Annotated in this window: 18 protein-coding genes; 13 read left to right on the top strand and 5 right to left on the bottom strand. The window is 73.5% G+C overall.

Annotation, left to right across the window (positions count from 1 at the left end; genetic code table 11):
* Positions 1–440: 440 nt before the first annotated feature.
* Complete coding sequence (locus H1226_RS18240; protein WP_258341816.1) at positions 441–758, bottom strand: hypothetical protein; 318 nt, start codon at positions 756–758, stop codon at positions 441–443.
* Positions 759–898: 140 nt separating this feature from the next.
* Between H1226_RS18240 and H1226_RS18235 the strand changes: the two genes are divergently transcribed.
* The 5 genes from H1226_RS18235 to H1226_RS18215 all read left to right on the top strand — a co-directional run bounded on the left by H1226_RS18235 (position 899) and on the right by H1226_RS18215 (position 6,799).
* The gene (locus H1226_RS18235; RefSeq protein WP_224958215.1) at positions 899–2,125 is read left to right on the top strand and encodes a helix-turn-helix domain-containing protein; all 1,227 of its coding nucleotides are present in this window, start codon (positions 899–901) and stop codon (positions 2,123–2,125) included.
* A 98-nt stretch (positions 2,126–2,223) separates the two neighbouring features.
* Positions 2,224–2,949: an SDR family oxidoreductase gene (locus H1226_RS18230; RefSeq protein WP_258341815.1), complete on the top strand. Its 726-nt coding sequence runs from the start codon at positions 2,224–2,226 to the stop codon at positions 2,947–2,949.
* Between the two features lie 151 nt (positions 2,950–3,100).
* On the top strand, positions 3,101–4,111 hold the full coding sequence (locus H1226_RS18225; RefSeq protein ID WP_258341814.1) for a LacI family DNA-binding transcriptional regulator: 1,011 nt from the start codon (positions 3,101–3,103) through the stop codon (positions 4,109–4,111).
* A 353-nt stretch (positions 4,112–4,464) separates the two neighbouring features.
* Entirely contained in the window at positions 4,465–5,811 is a 1,347-nt protein-coding gene (locus tag H1226_RS18220; RefSeq protein ID WP_258341813.1) for an MFS transporter, read from the top strand.
* 187 nt (positions 5,812–5,998) lie between these two features.
* Positions 5,999–6,799 (top strand): SGNH/GDSL hydrolase family protein, encoded by an 801-nt coding sequence (locus H1226_RS18215; protein ID WP_224958223.1) that lies wholly within the window; start codon positions 5,999–6,001, stop codon positions 6,797–6,799.
* Positions 6,800–6,989: 190 nt separating this feature from the next.
* Here the strand turns inward: H1226_RS18215 and H1226_RS18210 are convergent, their stop codons facing one another.
* The 3 genes from H1226_RS18210 to H1226_RS18200 all read right to left on the bottom strand — a co-directional run bounded on the left by H1226_RS18210 (position 6,990) and on the right by H1226_RS18200 (position 11,136).
* A complete protein-coding gene (locus H1226_RS18210) occupies positions 6,990–8,834 on the bottom strand; it encodes an alkaline phosphatase D family protein (RefSeq protein WP_258341812.1) in 1,845 nt (614 codons plus the stop codon).
* Positions 8,835–8,981: 147 nt separating this feature from the next.
* On the bottom strand, positions 8,982–10,382 hold the full coding sequence (locus H1226_RS18205; RefSeq protein WP_258341811.1) for a sugar porter family MFS transporter: 1,401 nt from the start codon (positions 10,380–10,382) through the stop codon (positions 8,982–8,984).
* Positions 10,383–10,953: 571 nt separating this feature from the next.
* Positions 10,954–11,136: a PspC domain-containing protein gene (locus tag H1226_RS18200; protein ID WP_258341810.1), complete on the bottom strand. Its 183-nt coding sequence runs from the start codon at positions 11,134–11,136 to the stop codon at positions 10,954–10,956.
* A gap of 81 nt (positions 11,137–11,217) precedes the next feature.
* Between H1226_RS18200 and H1226_RS18195 the strand changes: the two genes are divergently transcribed.
* The 6 genes from H1226_RS18195 (at position 11,218) to H1226_RS18170 (ending at position 18,874) form a co-directional block, all read left to right on the top strand.
* A complete protein-coding gene (locus H1226_RS18195) occupies positions 11,218–12,753 on the top strand; it encodes a hypothetical protein (RefSeq protein ID WP_258341809.1) in 1,536 nt (511 codons plus the stop codon).
* A gap of 214 nt (positions 12,754–12,967) precedes the next feature.
* On the top strand, positions 12,968–13,972 hold the full coding sequence (locus H1226_RS18190; protein WP_258341808.1) for a flippase-like domain-containing protein: 1,005 nt from the start codon (positions 12,968–12,970) through the stop codon (positions 13,970–13,972).
* Positions 13,973–14,090: 118 nt separating this feature from the next.
* Positions 14,091–15,221 (top strand): J domain-containing protein, encoded by a 1,131-nt coding sequence (locus tag H1226_RS18185; RefSeq protein ID WP_258341807.1) that lies wholly within the window; start codon positions 14,091–14,093, stop codon positions 15,219–15,221.
* 136 nt (positions 15,222–15,357) lie between these two features.
* Complete coding sequence (locus tag H1226_RS18180) at positions 15,358–16,302, top strand: acyl-CoA desaturase (RefSeq protein WP_258341806.1); 945 nt, start codon at positions 15,358–15,360, stop codon at positions 16,300–16,302.
* Positions 16,303–16,599: 297 nt separating this feature from the next.
* Complete coding sequence (gene ssuE / locus H1226_RS18175; protein WP_258341805.1) at positions 16,600–17,160, top strand: NADPH-dependent FMN reductase; 561 nt, start codon at positions 16,600–16,602, stop codon at positions 17,158–17,160.
* A gap of 76 nt (positions 17,161–17,236) precedes the next feature.
* Positions 17,237–18,874, top strand: a complete 1,638-nt coding sequence (locus tag H1226_RS18170; protein ID WP_258341804.1) for an ABC-F family ATP-binding cassette domain-containing protein — start codon at positions 17,237–17,239, stop codon at positions 18,872–18,874.
* A gap of 200 nt (positions 18,875–19,074) precedes the next feature.
* Here the strand turns inward: H1226_RS18170 and H1226_RS18165 are convergent, their stop codons facing one another.
* A complete protein-coding gene (locus H1226_RS18165) occupies positions 19,075–19,686 on the bottom strand; it encodes a TetR/AcrR family transcriptional regulator (protein WP_258341803.1) in 612 nt (203 codons plus the stop codon).
* A gap of 196 nt (positions 19,687–19,882) precedes the next feature.
* On the opposite strand from H1226_RS18165, the gene H1226_RS18160 reads away from it, so the two are divergent.
* Together H1226_RS18160 and H1226_RS18155 are read left to right on the top strand one after the other, a co-directional pair.
* Complete coding sequence (locus tag H1226_RS18160) at positions 19,883–20,482, top strand: NADPH-dependent F420 reductase (RefSeq protein ID WP_258341802.1); 600 nt, start codon at positions 19,883–19,885, stop codon at positions 20,480–20,482.
* A gap of 10 nt (positions 20,483–20,492) precedes the next feature.
* A complete protein-coding gene (locus tag H1226_RS18155; RefSeq protein WP_258341801.1) occupies positions 20,493–21,482 on the top strand; it encodes a zinc-binding dehydrogenase in 990 nt (329 codons plus the stop codon).
* The last annotated feature ends 95 nt before the right edge of the window (positions 21,483–21,577 follow it).

Genomic DNA, 21,577 nt, shown 5'->3' with positions numbered 1-21,577 from the left:
CGGACCGCGCAGCGCACCGACGGCCAGTTGCGGCTCAGCGGTCTCGGCGGCCACTACGCGGCGGTCCGCCGGTGGGGGACCGCTGGAAGCCGGACCCGGTCGCCCGCAGCGGTGCGGGGAAGTGCGGGAGGGACGACGCGGTGGGGTCGGTGCGCTGTCCGGAACCGGGACCCCGGAGGAGATCCCCGTCCACATCGGAACGGGAACGGCGAACTCCCCGCGGTCGCTGGGGATTCCGCTCGGCGCGCGGGACGGGACCGGCGAACGCGAGCTGGACGTCGACTCCGCCGATCCGCAGGGCGGGGCGCTGGTGGTGACGTCGTTCGGCCGCGGAGCGGGCGATCCGGACGACGGCCCCGGCCTGCTCGTCATCGATCGCTTCCGCTGCAACGGGAACACCTTCGACCGAGGAGGACGAGATGTCGAACCCTGGTGGTGGATCAGCCTTCGAGGCCGCGCTGTTCGTCGTCTTCGCGGGCGCGGCGGGCGGCGATGCGGATGCAGCGCATGCACGGCATCCCGGTGGATTCTTCGACGAGCGACGGGTCGAGCGGCATGCCGCACAACGTGATCAGCACATCGCGCGGGGTCCAGGTCGCGGCGTGCACGACGCGGGCCCGTTCGCCGACGATTCCCGCGCGGTAGCGGACGTTGAGCACCGCGGGCTCCTCGGGCGGTGGCGGGACGGGGACGGCATCGATCACCTCGGGCAGCGGCGCCGTGCCGGGCTCGGAGTGGCAGTCGTGGAAAGCAGGCATGGTTCTCACCTGACTAGCTAGCGGTGGGTGAGCGCTTGTCCTGTCAAGTTACGACCGCACCGGGTGGCGGAGTGACAGCCATGTGACAGTGCGACAACAAGCTGCTCGCACCAACGTGTGTCACCTAGTCTGGTGGTTCCATGGCCCTACGTGGAAGGAGCCCCGTGCCACGGCCTGAACAGGGATCGGCCCTCGGCGAACGCGTCGCGATGGCTCGAAAAGTCGCGGGACTCAACCAACAGGCCCTGGCGCAGCGCGCCAATTACAGCATCAGCATGCTCCGAGCGGTCGAACAGGGACGGGAACCCGGCTCGCCCGCGTTCGTCGCGGCCGTCGCCCGCGCGCTCGGCATCGAAGCCGAAGAGCTCTACGGGCAGCCGTACCGCGAAACCCTCGACGACGACGGCGGAATCCCGCCCGGCCTCACCGAACTCCGCACCCTGTTCGCCGAGGGCCGCTACGCCGCCGCGCTCGAACCCGGTGCCACCGAGGAGATCGAGGCCGACCTCGCCAAGGTGCGCGACCTCCGGCACTCCGACCGCGCCCGGCAAGCCATCGAACTGACGCCGGTGCTGCTCCGCCGGATGGCGGGCGCGATCCGCCAGGCGAGCACCGACTCCGCGCGCGAACGGGGGTACCGCTACCTCGCCCAGGCCTACGGCAACACCGCGCAACTGGTCTACCGCTTCGGCTGGATACCGCTCGCCACCCAGGCCGTCGACCGGATGGAGATGGCCGCCGAGCGCAGCGACGACCCGCTGCTCGCCGCGCACGCCGTGCAGCACCGCGCGCTCATCCTGATGTCCTGCGCGTCCTACGACACCGGCACCCGGCTGGTGCAGCACTCGCTGGACCTGCTGGAGTCCAGACCGGACAGCGAAGAGGTGCTGGCGCTGCGCGGTTCGGCGCACCTGCGCGGCGCGATGATCGACGCGCGCGCGTGCGAACTGGACCGGGCTCGCGAGCACATCGCCGAAGCCAGGGCGATCGGCGCCCGGCTCGGCCGCTCCTCCGCCGCCTACGACACGAACTTCGGACCCGGCAACGTCGAGATCCACGACGTCGCCGTCTCCCTCGAAGGCGGTGACCCCGGCCGCGCCGCCCGGGACGGTTCCGAACTGCGGCTGCCCGACGACATGCGGGCCAACCGCGTCGGCCACCACTGGCAGGACGTCGCCCGCGCCTGGGTGCTCGCCGGCGACCACGCCAACGCGCTGCGCGCCCTGAACAACGCGCGCCGCGTCGCCCCGCAGCAGACCCGCTACCACCCGCAGGTGCGGGAGACCGCGCGCGCCATCGCGATGGCCGAACGCCGCAAGTCCGACAGCATCGCCCACTTCACCAACTGGCTCGGACTCAAGGTCTGACCGCGCGATTCCTAGGTGTGCCACGGCCTGGGCCGGTGGGGCCGCACCGCGCAGAGTCGTCCTCGACGGCCCGCAGGGGGCCGGACAGGGGAGGACCAGTGGCGAAGACCATCTTGATCACCGGCGCGAGCAGCGGCATCGGCGAGGCCAGCGCCCGTGTGCTCGCGCAGCGCGGACACCGGGTGTTCCTCGGGGCCCGCCGCACCGAACGGCTCGAAGCGCTCACCGCCGAGATCACCGCCGCCGGTGGCACCGCCGCGCACCGCAGGCTCGACGTCACCGACGCCGCCGACGTGCACGCCTTCACCGCCGCCGCCCGCGCCGAGTTCGGCCGGGTCGACGTCGTCGTCAACAACGCCGGTGTGATGCCGCTGTCCCCGATGGCGGCACTCAAGGTGGACGAGTGGAACCGCATGCTCGACGTGAACGTGCGCGGCGTGCTGCACGGCATCGCCGCCGCGCTGCCCATCATGCGCGAGCAGGGCGGCGGGCAGTTCGTGAACGTGGCCTCCGTCGGCGGCTTCGTGGTCAGCCCCACCGCCGCCGTGTACTGCGCCACCAAGTTCGCCGTGCGCGCGATCTCCGAAGGGCTGCGCCAGGAGTCCGACGGCGGCATCCGGGTCAGCGTCGTCTCGCCCGGCGTCGTCGAATCCGAGCTCGCCGGGACCATTACCGACGAATCCGCGCGGGAGGCGATGCGCGACTATCGGTCCATCAGCATCCCGGCGTCCGCGGTCGCCGACTCCATCGCGTTCGCCGTCGAGCAACCGGCGGAGGTCGACGTCAGCGAGATCGTGGTGCGTCCCGCGGCCGGGGCGCTCTGACCGCACGGCCGTCCCCGCCGGGAGCGGGTGACCCCCGCCCCGGTGCGGCCGCCGGTCGCCGCGATCGCACCGCCCGCGCGCGGCGGCCGCCGGGACCGCTGGCGGTGAGGCCACTTCGGTGCGCGGCGGCCGCACCGGGCACCCTGGAGGCATGGTCAGCATCAAGGACGTTGCCGAACGCGCCGGAGTCTCGGTGGCCACCGTGTCCAACTCGCTCAACCGGCCGGACCGGGTCTCGGTCACCACCAGGGCCCGGGTGCTGTCGGTGATCGACGAACTCGGCTACGTCCGCAGCGAATCCGCCCGGCAGCTCCGCGCCGGGCACAGCCGCATCCTCGCGCTGCTGGTGCTGGACATGGGGAACCCGTTCTTCGTCGACGTGGCGCGCGGCGTGGAGGCCGCCGCCCGCGACGAGGGGCTCGGCGTGATGCTGTGCAACTCCGGGCAGGACCCGGAAGCCGAAGCGCTGTACCTGTCGCTGTTCGCCGAGCAGCGGGTCCGCGGCGTGCTCGTCACCCCGTCCGACGTCAGCGGCGCCAACCTCGATTCGCTGCGGCGGCAGGGGATTCCGTCGGTGCTGGTGGACCGCAAGGTCGACAGCGGGCAGGCGTGCTCGGTCGCGGTGGACGACGTGGCGGGCGGAGCGCTCGCCGTGCGCCACCTGCTGGAGCGCGGGCACCGCAGCATCGGCTTCGTCACCGGGCCCGGTTCGCTGACCCAGTGCCTCGACCGGCGCACCGGCGCGCGCACCGCGCTGCACGAGCACGGGCTCGACGACGACGCGCTCGGCGTGCTGGAGGTGCCCGCGCTGGACGTGGCCTCCGGCCGGGACGCGGGCGCCCGGCTGCTCGGCCTGCCGACCCGGCCGAGCGCGGTGTTCTGCGCCAACGACCTGCTCGCCCTCGGCCTGCTGCAAGCCCTGTTCGCCGCCGGGGTGCGGGTGCCGGAGGACATCGCGCTGGTCGGCTACGACGACATCGAGTTCGCCGCCGCGGCCGCCGTACCGCTGACCTCGGTGCGCCAGCCCGCGTTCCGCATCGGGCGCAAGGCGGCCGAACTGGTGCTCGCCGAATCCGACCCGGGCGCCGAGCACACCCACCAGCAGGTGATCTACGAACCCGAACTCGTGGTGCGCAGGTCCAGCCTCCCCGAAGCCCGCTGAGCCGCCCTGCTCCTGTCGGGGTGGCGCGACCTCAGCGGTGCTGCCGGGTTTCCCGGGGCGGCCGCGATCGCCGATGTACCGGTCCGTGCACGGCGGATCTCGCGGGGAACCGCTGAGCACCCGCGGGTGGTCCGGTCGCCCCGGCTCAGCGGCTGCGCCGCCGACGAGGAACCGGCACGACCGGCCGGGCGGGTTCCTGGACGGGCCGGGCGGGTGATTCGTCCGGATCGGACGTCGCGGGTGCGTGGAACCGCACGGACGGAGGTTCCCCGCCGCCCGGCCGGTTCGGTAGACCGTGCGGCACCGGTGCTCGCCCGGCGGGGCGCGGGCACCGGCGGCGGACGGGGAGTGCCATGGACAGCACCGGGGCGGAACTCGATCCGGACGCGGCGGAACCGACTCGCAGGCAGTGGAAGTGGGCGGTGCTCGCGTCCATGGCGTCCTACATCGACGCTGGGTCCATCGTGGCCGCCGCGGCCGGGCTTCCGCTGTGGGAAGCGTTCCTCGGGCTCGACTCCACCACCGTCGGACTGCTCACCGCGTTCAGCTCCAACGCGATCTCCGCGGCCGTCGGCGCGCTCATCGGCGGCAGGCTCGGCGACCGGTTCGGCCGCAAGCGGATCTACGCGTGGGACCTGCTCGTGTTCGCCTTCGGCGTGCTGTGGATCGTGTGCGCCGTCAACCTGCCGATGCTGTTCCTCGGCTACGTCCTCGTCGGGCTCGCCGTCGGCGCCGACCTGCCGACCTCGCTGGCCCTGGTCGCCGAATTCGCCCCCGGCCGGTCCCGCGGCAGGCTGATCGGGCTGACCCAGGTGGCGTGGTGCCTCGGACCGCTGATCACGCTGCTGCTGGCGTTCGCGCTCGCCCCGCTCGGGGTGCTGGGCGTGCGGATCGTGTTCGCGCACCTGGCCGTCGTCGCCCTCATCACCTGGTACCTGCGCCGCGGCATGGTCGAATCGGCGCGCTGGACGCGGGCCCGGCGCGCGGCCCGCGACAGCGGGAACCCGCTCGCCGCCGGACGGCTGCGGGACCTGGTCACCGGGCGGAACCTGCGGGCGCTGCTGTTCACCGGCGGGCTCTACGCGCTGTGGAACACCGTCGCGGGGACCAACGGCGCGTTCCTGCCGTACCTGCTGGTCCACGCCGGTGGTGTGGACCGGGCGACCAGCGTGGCCGTCCAGGCGTTCAACTCGCTGGTGACGCTGCTCGCCGTGGTGCTGGTGTTCATGCCGCTGGCCGACGGCGCCCGGCGAAGACCGCTGTTCGCGATCGGCGCCGTGCTGCAGATCGCCGCGTTCGGCTGCTTCGCGGTGCTGCCGATCGGAGTCGGGGTGGCGGTCGCGAACGTGGCGCTGTTCGGCGTCGGCGCCGTGCTCGCCGGGGAATCGTTCTACAAGCTCTGGTCGCAGGAGATGTTCCCGACGATGCTGCGCGCCACCGCGCAGGGCGTCACGTTCGCGTTCGCCCGCATCGTCCTCGGGGTCTGGAGCTTCGTGGTCCCCGCCATGATCGAATCCGATTTCGGGGTGCCGGGAATGGCCGTGATCATGATGGTCCTGCTGGTGCTGTTCGGCGTCATCGGGATGGTCGGCATGCCGGATTCCGCGGGCAGATCGCTCGATTCGCTGGAGCAGGTTCCGCCTGATTCGGGCACCGCCGGAAGAGTCGATCGCGATCCGGGTTTCGGCGGCGCTGAGTAGTCGAAATTCCGGTGATTGCTCCTGATCGGGGAAGCGTTCGCCAATATCGGGTGAGATCCGAATGATTCGGCCGGAATTCGCGTGGCGTCAATTCGCCAACGCGGCGCATGTGGTCCATTCGGGACGTTCAATCGATCTCGGCCGGGACATTCGCGTTCTGGGGTCGAGGACTTCGTTCGGAGGATCCATGCGTCACATTCGGGGAGTCGCGCGTGCCGTCGCAGCGACCGTCGTCATCGGAACGTCTCTCACCGCCGGGACGGCGCACGCCGCGCAAGCGGACGAGAACTACGCGGCGCTCGGCGACTCGTTCGCCTCCGGCACCGGGACCAGGGACTACTTCGAGGACAGCGGGGACTGCCTGCGCAGCCCCAAGGCCTACCCGCAGCTGTGGGCCGACGCGCACGGCGCGGCCACCTTCAGCTTCGACGCCTGCTCCGGAGCGACCACCGACGACCTCAACGCCGACCAGCTCGGCTCGCTGAGCGCCGACACCACGCTGGTCACGGTGCAGATCGGCGGCAACGACATCGGGTTCGCCGACGTGATCCAAGGTTGCCTGCTCGGCACCGACGAGAACTGCGACTCCGCCGTCGGCGACGGGGAGGCCGCCACCCGTGACGAACTGCCCGCCAAGCTCGACGCCACCTACGAGGGCATCCGCGCCGCCGCGCCCAACGCCGAGATCGTGGTCGTCGGCTACCCGCGCATCAACTCGACCGGCGACTGCGGCATCCCCGGGTTCACCGAGACCAAGCGCGAGCGCATCAACAAGGGCGCCGACGTGCTCGCCGAAGTCATCTCCGAACGGGCCGAAGCCGCCGGGTTCACCTACGCCGACCCGCGCAGCGCCTTCGACGGCCACGGCGTCTGCGGTGACCCGGAATGGATCAACGGGCCGAGCACGCCGTTGCAGGAATCCTTCCACCCCAACGTGACCGGGCACGCCGAGGGCTACCTGCCGGTCGTCGAATCCGCGATCGGCTGAGTTCCGACCCGGCGGTCTAGCGCGGAACCTCGGCTCCGCCGCGGGACCTCTCCGTCGGCTCCGCCGCGGGGGAGAGCGCTTCCCCCCCGCGAGGAGACCGCGGAGGACCCGCGGCGGTCCGCTGCCCGGGTGGGCCGCCGCTCGCCGGTTCCCGGCGGGCCCGCCCACCCGGAGCGGATCCGGGGTGCGGTCAGGACAGGCGGGAGCGGTGGATCGTGGTGAGGCCGCCGTCCTCGTCGGCGCGCTGCAACGCCACCACCGCGTGCTCGCCGTCGGCGTCGAGCACGCCGACCGCGTTGCCGAAGTACGGTCCCGCCGTCTTCCGCCAGGTCAGCGGCAGCGGCGGCACTCCGAGCCGCTTGCCCAACGCGCGGAACAGCGCGGCCAACGGCCGCGCCCACGCCATCCGCAGCGGTGCCACCAGGTGCGGGGGAGCGGCGTTGTGCAGCGGGGAGCACGTCACCTGCACGACCCGGGACCGGGTCGCCGGGGCGTACGCCGCTTCGGCGACGTAGCTGTGGTGCACGTCCCCGGACAGCACGGACACCGAGGCGGAGCCGGGCCGGTCCGCGGCGGCCCGCAGCAGCTCGGCGAGCCGGTCGAAGGACTCGCCGAACGCGGCCCAGTGCTCCAGGTCGCCCGCCTGCCGCGCCCGTTCGGCGAGCTTCGGCCACCGGCCGCGATCGGTGCACGCGGCCTCGTTCCACGCCTGCAGGTGGTGCACCGCGTGCGGGAGCAGCCACGGCAGCGAGGAGGCGATCACGACGTGTTCCGATGGCTCCGCGGCCCGCCCGGAGGCGTTCGCCCCGCCGCCGTGCGGGGACTCGTCGGCCGGGCCGGGTCGGCCGTCCCGCCGGGTGTCGAGGCTGTGCGCCGATCCCGCACCGCTCGCCGTTCCGGCACCGCCCCCGATCGCCGCCGAGCCGCCGCTCCCGGTGGCGCGGGCGTGCTCCGGTCGCGAGCCGTGCGCCGGGTCGAGCCGCAACTGGGTGCGCAGCCAGTCGAAGTCGACGTCCGAGAGCATCGCCCGGCTGCCGCCCTCCAGGATCCGGCCCGCCCGGGTGTCCAGCACGATCAGCCGCAGCGCGCCCAGATCTCGCCGGTAGCTCCACCGCACGTCCTTGTACCGGCCGCGCGGACCGCCGACCTCGTCCGCGGTGCCCGGGGTGCGCAGCTCGGTGTCGGCGGCCGCGGCGAACTCGCGCAGCACCGGTAGCGCGTCCCCGGCGCGACCCGCGGCGAGCACCGCCCGGTAGGTGGGGTCCGCGTCCAGGTCGTCCGGGGAGAGGTTGCCGATGTGCTGGTACACCCAGTAGCCGACGAGGGCGCCGAGCAGGCGTTCCCGCCACCAGGGCTGCGCGGCCATCGCGGTGCGCCACTCCAGCGAGGTGTTCCAGTCGTCCCGGACGTCGTGATCGTCGAAGATCATCATGCTGGGCACGGTGGACAGCAGCCAGCGCACCAGCGGATCACCCCAGGCGTGCCGGTACAGGACCGCGTACTCCTGGAAGTCGGCGATCTCCTCGCCGGGCGGCTCGGTGAGGTCGCGGTGCGCCGCGATCTCCCGCTGCGCCTGCGGTGCGGTCTGGTCGGCGTACACCTGGTCGCCGAGGAACAGCATCGCGTGCGGCCAGTCCCGCTCCGGGGTGTCCATCAGCCTGCGGGCGCAGGACTCCAGCGCGTCCGGACCCAGCGCTCGGCGGCGGCCCGCGTCCTCGGTCGGGCCGAACCGGCAGGAGCCGAACAGCAGCCGCGCCTTGGCGGCGGGCGGCACCGTGCGGATCCTGCTCGGCGGATGGGTGTCGCCCGCGGCTGGCCACAGCACGGCACCGCCCACCCGCACGTCGTAGGGGGTCGAGGTGCCCGGCCGCAGCCCGCGCACCGCGACCAGCGCGTAGTGGTGCCCGCCGACCTGGAACGTCGCGGCCGTGGTGCCGAGCACCTCGACCGTGCAGGCCTCGTCCAGTTCCAGCCACACCGTCGCCGAGGTGTCATCGGTGTAGCGGAGGATCGGCCCCAGCACCACATTCGTCACGCGCCCTGCATACCGCACGGGGCGGCCCGGTGAAAGCGGTCGTGCGCCGGGAGTTCCGCGCTGATCGCCGAACGACGTGCCCGCGGCCGCGAACCGCCCCACCGGGCCGTCCGGCCGGGCTCGCGGCGGTGCGCCGGCACCGCCCGATCAGCCGCGGGCCCCCGCCGCGGTCGCCGGGCGCCGCAGGTCCGTTTCGAGCTCCTCCAGGCTGCGCCCCCTGGTCTCCGGGACCAGCCGCACGCTGAACACCAGCGCGCCGACGTTGAGCGCGGCGAACACCCAGAACGTGGCGCTGCCCCCGAGCGCCGCCACCATCGGCGGGAACACCAGCGCCACCGCGAAGTTCGTCAGCCACAGCACCAGGACCGCCACGCCCATCGCGAAGCCGCGGATCCGCAGCGGGAACAGCTCGGTGATCATCAGCCAGGTCACCGTGCTCACGCTGCTCTGCTGGAAGGCCATGTACACCACCATGATCGCCAAGATCGCGTAGCCCGCGCGGTTCCCGCCGCTCTGGAGCAGGAACGCCAGGCCCAGCAGCACCAGGCAGCTCGTCACCCCGGCCTGCCCGGTGATCAGCAGCGGTCGCCGACCGACCCGGTCCATCAGCAGCAGCCCGACCACCGCCGCCAGCACCGAGATCACGCCGATCGAGATCGTCGCCGCGATGGAGGCGACCTCGCCCAGCCCGGTCTGCGTCAGCAGCATCGGTGCGAAGTAGACGATCGTGTTGACGCCGGTGATCTGCTGCAGCACCGCCAGCCCGATGCCGATGAAGAACACCCGGCGCAGCCACTTCGAGCGCAGCTCGCGCCAGCCCCGGCCGGTCGCCCGCTGCTCGTGGGCGGCGGTGATCTGCGCGAGCTCCCGCTCGGCCTCCTCGGGCGACCGGCCGCGGTGCAGCACGGCGCGGGCCTGCTCCAGCCGCTGCTGGCCCGCGTACCACCGCGGGCTGTCCGGCAGGAACAGCATGCCCACGCCCAGCAGCACCGCGGGGATGGTCGCGAGCCCGAGCATCCAGCGCCACGCCCCGGCTTCGGCCAGCAGCGCGTTCACCACGTACGCCAGCAGCTGCCCGGTCACGATCATCAGGCCGTTGAACGTGACCAGCCTGCCCCGCACGCGCGCCGGAGCCATCTCCGAGATGTACAGCGGTACCACCACCGAGGCCGCACCGACCGCCAGCCCCAGCACCACGCGGGAGAGCACCAGCACCGGCACGTCCGGGGTCAGCGCCGAACCGAGCGTGCCCACCACGAACACCACGGCCGACCCGATCAGCATCGGCCGCCGACCGGCCCGGTCCGCGACCCGGCCGCCGGCCAGCGCGCCCGCGGCGGCACCGAGCAGCAGCGCGCTCGTCACCAGGCCTTCCAGGAACGGCGTCAGCCCGAAGTGCGGGGTCATGAACAGCAGCGCCCCGGAGATCACCCCGGTGTCGTAGCCGAACAGCGCGCCGCCGAGCGCCGAGACGGCCGCCACCAGCAGGACGAACCGCTTCGCCCTGCGCGCGCCGGCGAGGTCCGCCTGCTCGTCGTCCGGAACCATCGCTCTCCGTCCTCACCGTCGGGCCGAGTGCTCGGCGGCCTTCCTCCCCACGGACACCGGGGATCCGCGGGCTCTCGTGCTCGCCCTCGCGTACACGGTCATGGTGCCGTCGAGGCCTTGGTCGCGGAGCGCCGCCCGCCGATCGTGCTGCCGACGTCCCGGTGCCGGCGGCCCGGGCCGTCGGCCCGGCACGGTGCGGGCTCCCGCACGCGCGGCGAGGTCGGCACCGCCCCGCCGACCCGGTGCGAGCGACGGCCGGAGCGGCCCGGGAGGACCCCGCGGAGCACCCGATTTCCGCGGAACGTCCGGTTCCGGTGCGGTGAAGTGCCGCGAGTCCTGGGCTTTCGTCACCCGTAGCGGTTACCGTGGACGGCAGCACGGTGCGCCGGCGATGAGCTGGCCGTGCCGGTCCCAGGGCGCCACCTAGGCCGAGCACGGCTGTTCCGGATGGCCACAAGGGAGGGGCGGTTCGCCGCCTCGGCCATCCGCGTGGAAAGGCCCGCTGACTCCAGAGTCAGCGGGTTTTTCGCGTTCCGGGCCAGGTCACCGGTGGTGCCCGGACCGCGGGTGCTCATTGCTTGGGCATCACGATCCACAGCGCCACGTAGATCAAGAACTGCGGCCCGGGCAGGATGCAGGAGACCACGAACAGCAGCCGGACCAGACCGACGTTCCAGCCGAAGCGCTGCGCGATCCCCGCGCACACCCCGGCGATGAGAGCCCCGTTCCGGGGACGTTGCAGAGCGGTCGTCATACCGGTGGGGTTCCCCGTCGGGCCCGGCACCACGCCTCGGGTTCGGGTGCGCGTCGGCGGGACGCGTGCTGGGCTGGGCTGATGGCCGGTGAGCAGGTGTCCGAGGAGCTGCTGCAGGAGCTCTACCAGGGGGATCCGGCGGAGTTCGTGGCTGTTCGCAACGAGCGGGCGCGGGCCGCCCGGGAGGCCGGTGACGAGGGGCTCGCCCGGTCGATCGGTGGGTTGCGCAAGCCGACGACCGCGGCGTGGGCGGTGAACCGGGTGGCCGCCGAGCACCCGCGTCGCGTCGCGGAACTGGTCGAGCTGGGCGACGAGTTGCGCGCGGCGCAACGCGAACTGCGCGGGGAGGAGATCCGGCGCCTGGGCCGGCGGCGCGCGGACCTCGTCGCGGACCTGACGGCGCGCTCGGCGCAGGTGGTGGAGCGCGGCGGCAAGCAGCTGGCGGAACAGGCCCGCAGGCAGGTGGAGAGCACGTTCGCGGCGGCCGTCGCCGAACCGGAGTCGGCGCGCCGGGTCCGGGCGGGCACGCTCAGCGGCGCACTGGAGCACAGCGGGTTCGGCTTGGACGAGCTGTCCGTGGCGGCGATGCGCAGCACCACGGCACGGCACCGAGGCGGCACCGGTCCGCGACGCGGCGGTGCGCAGCGCGCCGCCGACCGCCAGGGGACCGCGGGTGCCCCGCGCCGGACCGAGGGGCGGTCCGGTCCGGGAGGAGCGCGGGACGTGGCGGCGGATCGGCCGGACGCCCGCACCGCGGACCGCGCGGCCGGTGATCAGGACCGGACGACGGGCACCGGGAAGAGGCGTGCCGGCGCGGCGCAGGACCGCCCGGCGGAGGAACCCGCGCCGAAGCGCGGCGGCCGGACGGGGCGCCGGGCGAAGGGCGTTCCGGCGGAGGAGACCACCCCGGAGCGCGGCGCGGCGGAGGGCGGCGCGAAGCGGCCGGCCTCGAAGCGCGCACCATCGCGGGGCGGATCGGCCGAGGCCGTCCCCGCGGAGTCCGCGGCGGAGGCCGGCCGCGACGACGTCGACGCGGCCCCCGAGGAACGCGCCGGGCCACGCCACCGCGGACGCCGTACGGGACCGAGCCGGACTCCGCGGGTCGAGCACCGCGCCCGGGGCGGCTCCGCGAACCGGCCGGCCTCCGGCGCGGACACCGGCACCACGGCGGATCGGGAGGAAGCCGGTGGTACCGGTTCGGAACGTGCCTCGCGCCCGCAGCGGCGGGCATCCGACCGGGCGACTTCGGCGCGGAGCACGGCGGCCCCGGCCGACCCGACGCGGCAGGCCGGGCAGGACCAGCGCCGGTCCGGGGAGGAGCAGCGCCGGTCCGGGGAGGAGCAGCGCCGGTCCGGGGAGGAGCAGCGCCGGTCCGGGGAGGAGCAGCGCCGGTCCGAGGACGAGCAGCGCCGGTCCGGGGACGAGCAGCGCTGGGCCGAGGACGACCTCCGCCGGGCCGAGCAGGACCGGGACCGGCTGGAACGCCGACGGGACGAGCTCCGCGCCGAGCTGGAGGAGCTGACGGACCGCCTGCGCGACACCAAGCGGCGGGTGACCCGCGCTCGGCGGAAGCAGGCCGCGACACGCCGACGCGGCGCCGCGCACCGAGATCGCTGAACAGGGGCAGTGGTTTCACCGGGACGGTGGGGAAACCGCGCGCTGCCCGACACGTTTCGTGATCGTTCCGGGCGCCTCGCCCGGGCATCGCGACGCCCCTCGTCCGGAGCTCCGCGCCCATCGCGTCGCGGGCACCTCGGTGCCGGGTCCAGGTGGACGCCGCGCACGTTCCGGTCGTTCGGCACCCGACCGGCCCCGCTGACACCCTGACCCGGTGCTCTCCCGTCGGCTCCGGGTCGCGGCGGCGCTGCTGGTGGTGGCGGCGGTCGCCGCGCTGGTGTGGGCGAACCGCCACGAGCTGCCCGCGGCCGGCCGGGCGCTGCGGGACGCGGACCCGCGCTGGCTGGCGGTGGGCGCGGGGGTGCTGCTGGTGTGGATCGCGAACTGGGTCCTGCTGCACGTCGCGGCGCGGCGCGTCACGGGGGCGGGCGGCTACCACGAGTTCGCGGCGCTGCTGCCGGTGACGGTGGCGTCGATCGCGCTGAATTTGGCGGTGAAGTCGGGGAACCTGGCGGGCTTGGCGGCGTTCTCGCTGCACGCGCGCGGTCGGGGGACGCGCGATCAGGGTCGGATCACCGGCGCGTACTTGGCGGCCGCGCAGACCGCCGAGGTGGGTTTCGTGGTGACGCTGGCGGCGGGCCTGGCGGTGGTGTGCTGGGACGGCAGGCTGGAGCGCGCGGAGGTCGTCGCCACCGTGCTGTTCTCCATCGGGCTGCTGGCCAGGGTGGTGGCGCTGGTGGCGGCGGTGCGCAGCCGGGAGGTGCTGCGCCGGGTGTGGGCGTGGCCGGGGCGGTTGCTGGACCGGGTGCTGCGCCGCGAGCCGAGGGAGCGGGACACGGAGGCCGCGGACGAGTTCTACGACGCGGTGGCGGCGATCCGCGCCCGGCCGTGGACGGCGCTGCCCGCGGTGTGCTTCGCGGTGCTGATCGACGTGCTGGGCGCGGCGGTGCTGTGGGCGTCGATGGTGGCGGTGGGCGCCGGGGACCGGCCGCTGGTGGCGCTGGTCGCGTACGCGGTGTCGACGCTGTTCGGGATCGTCGGGGTGCTGCCGGGCGGGGTGGGGTTCGTGGAGGTCGGCGCGGCCGCGGCGCTGGCGTCGTACGGGATCCCGGTGGGCGTGTCGGCGGCGGCGGTGCTGGTGTTCCGGGTGTTCGTGTTCTGGCTGCCGCTGGCGCTGGGCGGGGTGCTGGCGTGGCGGCTGCGGTCGTCACCCGGTTAGCCGAACCGGTCGCGCAACGCGGCCCGGAGGGGCCGACTGGCTGATCTTGAACGGGCCCGTGCACTTATCATGTCCGCGCGGTCGTGGCCGGCCGATCGCTTACGGTGGACGGAGTTTCGTGCGCGGGGTCGACTACTACGAGCTGCTGGGCGTGGAGCGCTCGGCGTCCAGCGCCGAGATCAAATCCGCGTACCGGACGTTGGCGCGGACCATGCACCCGGACGTCGGCGGCACCGCGGGCACCTTCCGGTTGTTGCAGCAGGCGTACGAGACGCTCAACGACCCGGTGCGCCGCGCCGACTACGACGCCGGTGGTGACGGCGAGGAGGAGCAGCCGGAGCCGCGGCCGGGACCCAAGCGCACGCCGTCCCGGCGCTGGGTGTACCGGCCGGGGCAGCGCCGCGACTTCGGCGACGACCCGGACTTCGCCCCGGCCGCCCCGGACCTCAGTGCCGCGGACATCCCGTGGTGGGACGAGGTGGACCCGGCGGAGCGGGTGGTGTACCTGCCGGTCACCGCGCCGGACCGGACGGCGGCGCTGGCGATGGCGGGCGGCTGGGTGCTGCTGGCGGCGGCCGGCCTGCTGGTGGGGTTGAGCGGGGTGCTGCTGGGCGTGTGGCTGGCGCTGCTGGTCTCGGCCGGGGTGGTGGTGCTGGTGCTGCTGCGCCGCCTGCTGGAGGCGCACCGCACGGACCGGTTGTTCGAGGCGGAGAACCGGGGCCGGGTGTTCGGCGGCACCGCCGAGGAGGAGGTCGCCGCGGACGCGGTGGTCAAGCAGCGGTCCGCGGAGTTGCTGGCCGACCACCTCACGCGGCTGCCGGGGGCGCGGATCTTCCACGGCGTGGCCTGGCCGGGTTCGGTGTTCGCGGACGTCGACCACGCGGTGCTCTGCGGCAGGCGGCTAGTGCTGGTCGAGTCGAAGCGGTGGCTGCCCGGCCACTACGAGGTGGACGAGGACGGCGAGGTGTGGCGCAACGGCCACGTGTTCCGCGGCGGCACCACCCGGCTCGGCGAGGGCGTCGCGGCGTTCGAGGCGCTGCTGCCGGAGGTCGAGGTGCGCGGCGTGCTGCTGCTGTACCCGAACCGGGCCGGCGAGGTGAGCGTCGGCGAGTCGGACGCGGAGGCGCCGGTGGAGCCGCTGACCCCGGAGGGCTTCGTCCGCGAGATCGGGGAGTGGCTCGCGGCGGAACCGGCCGCGGTGGACCGGGACGCGTTCGCGATGGTCCTCGCCCAGGTGGTGACGCGCTGAACCCCACCGCACCGGATTCGCCCTGATCAGGCGAAGTTCATCGCGGCGTGGGGTGCGGTTCGTTGCCGGGCGGCGCGGGTACCTGGAACGTGGAGCGCACGGTCCCAGCTCCCGCCAGATTCGAGGTTCTCGCGCGATGGTCACCACCGAATCCACCGCCCACCAGGAACGGGCTCCGCTGCTGGCCGGGCGCCGGGGTTGGGCGCCGCAGCTGTCGGTGTACGTGTTCATCCTGCTGCCGTTCCTGGCGCTGCTGGCCGCGGTGCCGCTGGCGTGGGGGTGGGGGCTGAGCTGGTGGGACGTGGGGTTGGCGGCCGGCTTCTACGTGTTCACGATCCTCGGGGTGACGGTGGGCTTCCACCGGTACTTCACGCACGGCGCGTTCCGGGCGAAGCGCTGGCTGCGGGTCGCGCTGGCGGTGGCGGGCAGCATGTCGGTGCAGGGCCCGGTGATGCACTGGGTGGCGGACCACCGCAGGCACCACGCGTTCTCGGACCGGGAGGGCGATCCGCATTCGCCGTGGGCGTTCGGCACGTCGCCGTGGGCGTTGGCGCGCGGGTTCTGGCACGCGCACATGGGGTGGCTCTTCGAGCGGGACCTGACGAACCGGGAGCGGTTCGCGCCGGACTTGATGGCCGACCGGGACATCGTGCTGGTGCACCGGTTGTTCGGGCCGCTGACGCTGCTGACGTTGCTGCTGCCCGCGGTGCTGGGCGGCGCGGTGACGGGTACCTGGTGGGGGGCGTGGACGGCGTTCTTCTGGGCTGGGCTGGTGCGGGTGGCGTTCCTGCACCACGTGACGTGGTCGGTGAACTCGATCTGCCACCTGATCGGGGAGCGACCGTTCAAGAGCCGGGACAAGGCGGCGAACTTCTGGCCGCTGGCGCTGCTGAGCATGGGTGAGTCGTGGCACAACCTGCACCACGCGGATCCGACGTGCGCGCGGCACGGGGTGCGGCGCGGGCAGATCGACGTCTCGGCGCGGGTGATCTGGCTCTTCGAGCGGTTCGGCTGGGCGTCGCACGTGAAGTGGCCGACGCCGCGGCGGCTGGCCCGGCTGAGCCGGGGCGCGGCGGACTGATCGACTGCCCGGCCGGAGGGCGTGCCGGGCGGCGGCATTCCCGGTTCCGCGAGTTGGGATTCCCGTCCCGGCTGGTTGACACCCCGTTCGAGCCGGTGTTGCGATGGTTCCGTGCTCCCGGCCCTGTTCACCAAGCGACGCCACGTGGATCTGCTGCGTGTCGCGGCGCAGGGGTGTCGTTCCCGCAGCTGAGCCGGTCGTGGCGCCCCACCGCGGATGACTGATCACTCCACTGTGGACTTGCCCCGGCTCGATTCCCACCTCGAATCACCGGTCACTTCCGTGAGGAGAACGCGCGTGTCCACCGTCCTGGTCATTTCCGGCAGCCCCTCGAAGACCTCCAAGACCGAACGCGTCGCCGAGCACCTGGCCCGCAGGCTCACCGCGTCGGGACGCCGCGCCGAGCACCTGCGGCTGCGCACCCTGCCCGCCGAGGCGCTGCTGAGCGCGGACACCGCCCACCCGGAGATCGCGGAAGCGGTGGCGAAGGTCGGCCGCGTCGACGGCATCGTGCTCGCGACGCCGACGTACAAGGCCGCCTACTCCGGGCTGCTCAAGGTGTTCCTGGACCTGCTGCCGCAGTTCGGGTTCACCGGCAAGGCGGTGCTGCCGCTGGCCACCGGCGGCAGCCTGGCGCACGTGCTGGCGCTGGACTACGGGCTGCGCCCGGTGGTGAGCTCGCTGGGCGCGCGGCACGTGGTGCAGAGCTTCTTCCTCATCGACAAGCACCTGACCGTCACCGGCGACGACCTGGCGATCCACGAGGACAGCTCCGGCCCGCTGGCCGACGTCCTGGAGCAGTTCGAGAAGGCGCTCGACGGCGTCCCCCACGGCACCGTCCTCGGCGGGACCGCGTAGTCCCGCCCGGCGGTGGGGCCCTGCGCGGGGCGAGGGCGCGGACCCCCGATGAGCGGGGATTAGGATCGTAGTCCTTATGAGCGCCACACTCGTCGCGAAGGGGCTCGCCGCCGGTCATGGCGAGCGCGTCCTGTTCTCCGGTCTCGATCTGGTCGTCGCCCCCGGCGACGTGGTGGGCCTGGTCGGGGTGAACGGCGCGGGCAAGTCGACGCTGCTGCGGATGCTGGCCGGCCAGGTGCCCGCGACGGACGGCACGGTGCGGCTGAGCCCGCCGACGGCGACGATCGGCTACCTGCCGCAGGAACCGGACCGGATCCCCGGCGAGTCGGTGCAGGCGTTCCTGGCGCGGCGCACCGGGGTGGCGGCCGCGCAGCGCGAGCTGGACGCGGCGACGGAGGCGCTCACCGAGGGCGCCGCGGGTTCGGACGACGCCTACAGCACCGCGCTGGACCGCTGGCTGGCGCTGGGCGGCGCCGACCTCGCCGAGCGCGCCGAGGACGTGGTCACCGAGATCGGCCTGGACGCGGCGCTGGAGCAGCCGATGACGAGCCTGTCCGGCGGCCAGGCGGCCCGCGCGGGCATGGCGTCGCTGCTGCTGAGCCGCTACGACGTGTTCCTGCTCGACGAGCCGACGAACGACCTGGACCTGGGTGGCCTGGAGCGGCTGGAGCGCTTCGTCGCCGAGCTGCGCGCGGGAACGGTGCTGGTCAGCCACGACCGCGAGTTCCTGGCGCGCACCGTCACCCGGGTCGTGGAGCTGGACCTGGCGCAGCAGCAGGTGCGCTCGTTCGGCGGCGGTTACGCGGCCTACCTGGAGGAGCGCGAGGTCGCGCGCAGGCACGCCCGCGAGCAGTACGACGAGTACGCCGACACCCGAGCCTCGCTGGAAGCCCGGGCCCGCTCGCAGCGCTCGTGGATGGAGAAGGGCGTGAAGAACGCCCGCCGCAAGGCCTCCGACAACGACAAGGTGGGCCGCAAGTTCCGCAGCGAGGCCACCGAGAAGCAGGCGGCGAAAGCGCGGCAGACCGAGCGCCTGATCGAACGCCTCGACGTGGTGGAGGAACCCCGCAAGGAGTGGGAGCTGCGGATGAGCATCGCCGCCGCGCCCCGCTCCGGCTCGGTGGTGGCGACCCTGCACGGCGCGGTGCTGCGCCGCGGCCCGTGGTCGCTGGGGCCGGTGGACCTGCAGGTCGACTGGGCGGACCGGGTGGCGATCACCGGCGCGAACGGCGCCGGGAAGTCCACGTTGCTGGCCGCGCTGCTGGGCCGGGTGGCGCCGGACGAGGGCCGTGCCGCGCTGGGCTCCGGCGTGGTGGTCGGCGAGGTGGACCAGGCGCGCGGGCTGTTCTTCGGCGGCGAGGCGCTGCTGGACGCGTTCGCCGCGCAGGTGCCGGACTGGCCGACGGCCGAGGTGCGCACGCTGCTGGCGAAGTTCGGGCTGGTCGCCGCGCACGTGCTGCGTCCGGCGGACACCCTCTCGCCGGGAGAGCGGACGCGGGCGGCGCTGGCGCTGCTGCAGGCGCGCGGGGTGAACCTGCTGGTGCTGGACGAGCCGACGAACCACCTGGACCTGCCCGCGATCGAGCAGCTGGAGTCGGCGCTGGCGTCGTACACCGGCACCCTGCTGCTGGTCACGCACGACCGCCGGATGCTCGACGCGGTGCACGTGACGCGGCGGTTGCGGGTGATCGACGGGCGCGTCGTGGAGCTCTGAGGTGGCGGAACCTCGGCTGCTTCCTCGCTGCGGGATCGTTTTCGCAGGTGGCTCCGCCACATGAGAAAACGCTGTCCTCGCGAGGAACCCGCTGAGAACCCGCGGGTGGGCTGGCTGATCAGGTGGTCGGCGGCTCATCGGCTTCGCCGCTGACAGGAAAACCGGCAAGACCCGCGTATCGAGATCTAAGCCGTCGTCGCTCAGTTCGCGGTGAGCTGGGATCGGTTGGCGGCGAGGACTTCTTCGGAGAGTTCGGGGTCGGCCGCGGCGACGGCGCGGGAGACGACCAGGGCGCCGACGAGCTGGCAGAACAGGGCGACCGCCTGCTCGCGGGATTCCGCCGGGTCCGGTTCGGTGCCGGCCTCGTGCGCGGATTCGCGGACCAGTTCGGTGATGGTGTCGAAGTAGCCCGCGAGTCCTCGCTGGTACTGGGCTTGGGCCGCGGCGCCGTGGCGTCCGGCGTCGGCGGCCAGCGCGGCCGAGGCGCAGCCCGTTTCCGGGTGGTCGCGGTGCTCGGCGGTCAGGTACTGCTCGACCACGGCGTCCAGGGCGGCGCGGGCGGCACCGGGATGGGACTCGCGGATAGTGTCGAGCGCGGCCAGCGAGTCGGTGAAGCCGCGGGCGAAGACCTCCAGCGCGAGGTCCTCCTTCGAGGAGAAGTGGTTGTAGAACGCCCCGTGCGTCATCCCGGCGGCCTTCATCAGCTCGTCGATCCCGATCCCGTCGATGCCGCGCAGCCGGAAACCTTCGCCCGCCGCGCCGACGATCCGTTCGCGGTTGAGCTTCTTCTGCTCCTGCGTGATGCGTGGCACCTGGGGGACCTCCTCGGCGCGCGGGGCCGGAGTCACGCGGCCCGGTCGGTGTGTCGACTGCTCGATGATACCCGTCATCAAAACGAGCGGGCCGCGCCTTGACAAGTATTGAGGTGGGTCGTCATCATTAATTTTCGATGGCGGTCGTCATCAAAAACTGGTGGGGCCGTGGGCTCCACGCGCTCCGGGAGGACTCGTGCACTTCGGAACCATCGGGGCCGGCGCCATCGGGCAGGCCATCGCCGGTCACCTCGTCGCGGCAGGCCACCGCGTCGTCCTCAGCAACAGCCGCGGTCCGGCCTCGCTGAGCGGTGTCGTGGCCCGGCTGGGCCCGTCGGCCACCGCGGGCACCGTCGCGGAGGCCGCCGCCGCGGACGTGGTGTTCCTCGCCGTGCGGTGGTCGGACATCCCCGCCGCGCTGGCGGACCTGCCCGCGTGGAACGGCCGGATCCTGGTCGACACGACCAACCAGATGACCGGCGTGACGCCCGCTGACCTCGTCGACCTCGGTGCGGACACGGGAAGCGAGTTCGTCGCCCGGCACGCGCCGGGCGCGCGGGTGGTCAAGGCGTTCAACACGCTGTTCGTCGAGCACATCGCTCCCGACCCCCGGCACCCGGAAGGCCGTCGGCTGCTCTTCTACGCCGGGGACGACGCGGCCGCGAAGGCCGATTTCCACGCGGTCGCGGACGAGATCGGGTTCGCGCCGGTGGACGTCGGGGCGCTGCGCGACGGCGGCCGGCTGATGCAGGTCGGCGGTCCGCTGTCCGCGCTGCACGCGCTCAAGCAGGGTTGAGGGGGAGCTGATGCAGGCACTCGCCTACCGGCAGGCCCATCCGCTGGACGCGTTCGCGATCGAGCCGGTCGAGGTCGCCGAACCGCGGCTGCGGGACGCGGACCTGCTCGTGGAGGTCCACGCCGTCGGGATCAACCCGGGTGAGGCGGCCGTCCGGCGGACCCGCAGCGCCGAAACCGGTGGCCGGCTCGTCCTGGGCTGGGAATTCGCCGGGGTGGTGCGCGCCGTGGGACCGGCCGCCGCGGGCTTCGCGGTCGGCGACCGCGTCCTGGGCACCGGGGACATGGCGCGCGACGGCGCCTGGGCGGAACGGGTCGCGGTGGACCACCGGGTGGTGGCGCTGCTCCCGGACGAATTGCCCTTCGCCGACGCCGCGTCGCTGCCCATCGCCGGCCTCACGGCGTGGGAGGCGCTGTTCCGCGAGCACGACGACTTGGCCGCGGGAATCGACCGCGTGCTGGTCGTCGGCGGTGCCGGCGGGGTGGGCACGCTGGCGACACGGCTGCTGAAGAGCAGGACGTCCGCGCTGGTCGTGGCCACGGCCTCGCGCCCGGAATCGCGCGAGTGGTGCACGGCGATGGGCGCGGACGTGGTCGTCGATCACACCGGGGACGTGCCCGCCCAGCTCCGCGCCGCCGGGATCGACCACGTCGACCTGGTGCTGTCCACCGCGGGCACCGCGGACAACCTCGGCTGGATCGCGGAGGTGCTGCGGCCGTTCGGCCACCTCTCCGCCGTCGACCTGGCCGGTCCGCTCGACCCGATGCCGCTCGCGGCCAAGTCCCTGTCGCTGCACACCGAGATGGTGTTCAGCCGGATCACGGCCGGACTCGACGGGCAGGGCCGGATCCTCGCCGCGCTGGTGCAGGACGTCGTCGCGGGCCGGTTGCGCCCCATCGCCACGACGGTGCTGGACGGCCGCACCGCGGCGGCGATGCGGCGGGCCCACGAACTGGTCGAGAGCGCGCGGACGGTCGGCAAGACCGTGATCAGGTTTTGACCGACTGCTCCTCGGGTCGCTTTGCGAAGTGCTCGGGTGGCGGAACCTCAGCGGGATTCTCGCTGCGGGATCGTTTTCGCAGGTGGCTCCGCCAC

This window comes from Saccharopolyspora gregorii, from assembly GCF_024734405.1.
GTDB classification, from domain to species: Bacteria; Actinomycetota; Actinomycetes; order Mycobacteriales; family Pseudonocardiaceae; genus Saccharopolyspora_C; species Saccharopolyspora_C gregorii.
This window is presented reverse-complemented; position numbering and strand designations above follow the sequence as displayed.

Bases quoted from the DNA above. Each gene is read 5' to 3' on its own strand.
- H1226_RS18220 (WP_258341813.1), top strand. From the start codon at position 4,465: ATGGACAGCACCGGGGCGGAACTCGATCCGGACGCGGCGGAACCGACT.
- H1226_RS18215 (WP_224958223.1), top strand. From the start codon at position 5,999: ATGCGTCACATTCGGGGAGTCGCGCGTGCCGTCGCAGCGACCGTCGTC.
- H1226_RS18240 (WP_258341816.1), bottom strand. From the start codon at position 758: ATGCCTGCTTTCCACGACTGCCACTCCGAGCCCGGCACGGCGCCGCTG.
- H1226_RS18200 (WP_258341810.1), bottom strand. From the start codon at position 11,136: ATGACGACCGCTCTGCAACGTCCCCGGAACGGGGCTCTCATCGCCGGG.
- H1226_RS18235 (WP_224958215.1), top strand. From the start codon at position 899: ATGGCCCTACGTGGAAGGAGCCCCGTGCCACGGCCTGAACAGGGATCG.
- H1226_RS18155 (WP_258341801.1), top strand. From the start codon at position 20,493: ATGCAGGCACTCGCCTACCGGCAGGCCCATCCGCTGGACGCGTTCGCG.
- H1226_RS18225 (WP_258341814.1), top strand. From the start codon at position 3,101: ATGGTCAGCATCAAGGACGTTGCCGAACGCGCCGGAGTCTCGGTGGCC.
- H1226_RS18170 (WP_258341804.1), top strand. From the start codon at position 17,237: ATGAGCGCCACACTCGTCGCGAAGGGGCTCGCCGCCGGTCATGGCGAG.
- H1226_RS18195 (WP_258341809.1), top strand. From the start codon at position 11,218: ATGGCCGGTGAGCAGGTGTCCGAGGAGCTGCTGCAGGAGCTCTACCAG.
- H1226_RS18180 (WP_258341806.1), top strand. From the start codon at position 15,358: ATGGTCACCACCGAATCCACCGCCCACCAGGAACGGGCTCCGCTGCTG.
- H1226_RS18205 (WP_258341811.1), bottom strand. From the start codon at position 10,382: ATGGTTCCGGACGACGAGCAGGCGGACCTCGCCGGCGCGCGCAGGGCG.